The organism is Campylobacter portucalensis (assembly GCF_009690845.1).
GTDB classification, from domain to species: Bacteria; Campylobacterota; Campylobacteria; order Campylobacterales; family Campylobacteraceae; genus Campylobacter_B; species Campylobacter_B portucalensis.
The window spans coordinates 1-4,339 of sequence record NZ_VWSJ01000022.1; the positions used below are offsets into that span (position 1 = coordinate 1).

At 36.4% G+C, this 4,339-nt stretch carries 2 tRNA genes and 2 rRNA genes; all 4 read right to left on the reverse strand.

Annotated elements, in window-relative coordinates:
- Window positions 1–1,207, reverse strand: a 23S ribosomal RNA gene (locus tag F1B92_RS05780); the annotation flags it as partial.
- A gap of 774 nt (window positions 1,208–1,981) precedes the next feature.
- Window positions 1,982–2,058: transfer RNA gene (locus F1B92_RS05785), tRNA-Ile, on the reverse strand.
- A 92-nt stretch (window positions 2,059–2,150) separates the two neighbouring features.
- Window positions 2,151–2,226 (reverse strand) — tRNA-Ala (locus F1B92_RS05790).
- A gap of 371 nt (window positions 2,227–2,597) precedes the next feature.
- A 16S ribosomal RNA gene (locus F1B92_RS05795) occupies window positions 2,598–4,021 on the reverse strand.
- Window positions 4,022–4,339 lie beyond the last annotated feature (318 nt).

Here is a 4,339-nt window from a genome sequence, read left to right on the forward strand (position 1 = left end):
ACCGCTTGACAAAAGTCAAGCCTACGACTTCGGTACTTATTTTAGCCCCGTTATATTTTCCGCGCAAAATCACTAGACCAGTGAGCTATTACGCTATCTTTAAAGGATGGCTGCTTCTAAGCCAACCTCCTGGTTGTTTAAGTAACTTCACATCGTTTTCCACTTAAATAAGATTTAGGGACCTTAGTCGGTAGTCTGGGTTGTTCCCCTCTTGACGACGGATTTTATCACTCGCCGCCTGACTGCTATGATTACACTAAAGGTATTCGGAGTTTGATAGGGTTTGGTACATTGGTGTATGCCCTAGCCCATTCAGTGCTCTACCCCCTTTAGTTACTACATAACGCTATACCTCAATATATTTCGGAGAGAACCAGCTATCACGAAGTTTGATTGGCCTTTCACCCCTATCCACAAGTCATCCCATAGCTTTTCAACGCTAGCGGGTTCGGTCCTCCACCGGTTCTTACACCGGTTTCAACCTGCTCATGGATAGATCACTTCGTTTCGGGTCTGCAACATCTGACTTATCGCCCTATTAAGACTCGCTTTCGCTACGGCTCCGGGTATCCTTAACCTTGCCAGACATCACAACTCGCAGGCTCATTATGCAAAAGGCAGTCCATCACACGTCATAAAGAATCGTGCTCTGAATGATTGTAAGCAAATGGTTTCAGGTTCTATTTCACTCGGGTCACCCCCGTTCTTTTCACCTTTCCCTCACGGTACTTGTTCGCTATCGGTTTGGTAGTAGTATTTAGGGTTGGATAGTGGTCTACCCAGTTTCAGACAAGATTTCACGTGTCTCGCCCTACTCAGGATACTGCTAAGTAAAAAGTTGCTTTCATATACGGGAGTATCACCCTCTATGCTTAACCTTTCCAAGTTATTCTATTAGCAAGTTTTTGTCTTTTATGCAGTCCTACAACCCCACTAGTAAACTAGTGGTTTGCCCTCTTACGCGTTCGCTCGCCGCTACTAGCGTAATCTCTATTGATTTCTTTTCCTGTGGGTACTAAGATGTTTCAATTCCCCACGTTCGCTCTATAAAATATAGTAGTTAATATTACTATTAACTGGGTTGCCCCATTGGGAAATTCCCGGATCAAAGCTCCTTGACAGCTCCCCGAGACTTATCGCAGTCTAGCACGTCCTTCATCGCCTCTACCAACCAAGGCATCCACCATTCGCTCTTAGTAGCTTACCTTTTAAATATCTTTTATTTATTATGTTGATATTCTAATTCGCATCACTTCCTTGTTAAAGATAAAATAGTTAATTATGCTATTAATATTAATCTGTTGTATTTAGTTATAAAAATCTTAAAAAACACTCTTAAATCTTTAAAATCTAAATATTAATAATTTAATTTTTTATTTTAAATTATGGATTAAATTTATAGTATTTATTTTTATGCATTTAAATATACAGTAGTTAAGACGGAAAGAGATTAATAATCATAATAAAGAGTTTTAATTAACTTTATTATATTCGTGAATTAATCTTTAATCTTTTAAATTTGATAACAGGTAAATTTAAAAGAGTTGCATTAATTAATAACTAACTAATCAATAAATTTACTAAAAAATTTATAATTTTAATTAATTAGTAGTAATTTCTACTTATATTTAAAACTTTAACAAGTCCTGTAAAATTGTTTTATTTATTAAAACTTTTTGTGACTTTTAACAATGATAATTTAAATAACATTTAGATTATTAAAATCTAAAATAAACTTATACTACAATAATTAAGATTATTAAAATTTAAAACTAATTAATGCTTAAAACATTTATAGTTATAAATTTATCATATCATACTCTTAATATATCAACTTACTAAACTACTAAAAGTATATTTAGTAGTTTAACAAACTATATTAATTTTTATTGATATAGTGTGATAAGCTTATTTTAGATTTTATAGTTAAACTATATAAATTTTTAAAGATTAATAAAAATACATTTTAATTTCAATAAAATGGTGGGCCTAATAAGACTTGAACTTATGACCTCACCCTTATCAGGGGTGCACTCTAACCAGCTGAGCTATAGGCCCTTTAGGAATCAATGATTTAATATATTATAATATATTTAGTTATAACTATAGGACTATAAATAATATTAATTTATAATCTAATTAATTTACTATGGTGGAGAATAGCGGGATCGAACCGCTGACCTCCTGCGTGCAAAGCAGGCGCTCTCCCAGCTGAGCTAATTCCCCGCTACTAGTTATAATTTTATAATATAATTGTAAATAAACTTAAAGATTTATATATTTTTTTAACTGTTAATTTAATTCATAACCTTAAATTTTAAACCTATAATTTTTAATTTACTATATAAATACTACTTCGTAAGTTTATTGCTAAATCAAATTTTTAATTTTACTATGATACTTATATCTTATTAGTATCAATAAAATTACATTAGTGCTTTGTATTTTAATATCAATCTCTGAAAACTAAACAAGGATGATTGAGTTTTAGTATAGATTTATCTTTTTAACTATTTATTGTTATAATCTGTTTTTAATCACTATACTATAATCTTTCTTATGTATAACTTGTGAGAGTTTATACATATGTACTCTAGAAAGGAGGTGATCCAACCGCAGGTTCTCCTACGGTTACCTTGTTACGACTTCACCCCAGTCGCTGATTCCACTGTGGAGAGTAGCTAGTTTAGCTTCCTCGCTTAGAGTGAAATCAACTCCCATGGTGTGACGGGCGGTGAGTACAAGACCCGGGAACGTATTCACCGTAGCATGGCTGATCTACGATTACTAGCGATTCCGGCTTCATGGAGTCGAGTTGCAGACTCCAATCCGAACTGAGACATATTTTATAGATTTGCTCCATCTCGCGATATTGCTTCTCATTGTATATGCCATTGTAGCACGTGTGTCGCCCCGGACATAAGGGCCATGATGACTTGACGTCGTCCACACCTTCCTCCTCCTTACGAAGGCAGTCTGTTTAGAGTGCTCAGCCTAACTGTTAGCAACTAAACACGTGGGTTGCGCTCGTTGCGGGACTTAACCCAACATCTCACGACACGAGCTGACGACAGCCGTGCAGCACCTGTCTNNACCACATGCTCCACCGCTTGTGCGGGTCCCCGTCTATTCCTTTGAGTTTTAATCTTGCGACCGTACTCCCCAGGCGGTATACTTAATCCGTTAGGTGCATTACTGCCAAGACTAGCTTAGCAACAACTAGTATACATCGTTTAGGGCGTGGACTACCAGGGTATCTAATCCTGTTTGCTACCCACGCTTTCACGCCTCAGCGTCAGTTAGGTTCCAGCAGATCGCTTTCGCAATAGGTATTCCTCTTGATCTCTACGGATTTTACCCCTACACCAAGAATTCCATCTACCTCTCCCCTACTCTAGATTATCAGTTTCCTAAGCAGTTTAACAGTTAAGCTGTTAGATTTCACAAAAGACTTGATAATCCGCCTACGCGTCCTTTACGCCCAGTGATTCCGAGTAACGCTTGCACCCCCCGTATTACCGCGGCTGCTGGCACGGAGTTAGCCGGTGCTTATTCATCAGGTACCGTCATTATTCTTTCCTGATAAAAGGAGTTTACGCTCCGAAAAGTGTCATCCTCCACGCGGCGTTGCTGCGTCAGGCTTTCGCCCATTGCGCAATATTCCTTACTGCTGCCTCCCGTAGGAGTCTGGACCGTGTCTCAGTTCCAGTGTGACTGATCATCCTCTCAGACCAGTTACGCGTCATAGCCTTGGTAAGCCATTACCTTACCAACTAGCTGATACGATATAGTCTCATCCTTTGCCGAAAAAACTTTCCCGATTTAACTTATGTCAAAAAGGAGTATGGAGTATTAGCAGTCATTTCTAACTGTTGTCCTCCAGCAAAGGGCAGATTAACTATATATTACTCACCCGTGCGCCACTAACAAATAAGAGCAAGCTCTTATTTGTCCGTTCGACTTGCATGTATTAGGCACGCCGCCAGCGTTCACTCTGAGCCAGGATCAAACTCTCCATAAAAATATTTATAAAAAACTTTTTATTTTTAAAAGTTTTTATCTATTTATATATTATGAAGTTTTAATCTAAAACTTTATATTTCTTACTAACAATTAAAATAAAAAACTCGTTTTTATAATTAATTGTTTTAGGCTTTAAAGCCCTTGGCTCAATCGATCACTTGTTTAGATTTCAAAGATTGACTTTAAAATTAATTTAATAGTTTAACATTTATAATTTAAAAAACACACTCTTAAAAAGCTTTTTAAGGCTTTCTTTAAAGCAGAAATGGAATTATATACAAGTAAAGCTTAAATATTGCTGAAAGTTTGAGAAAAA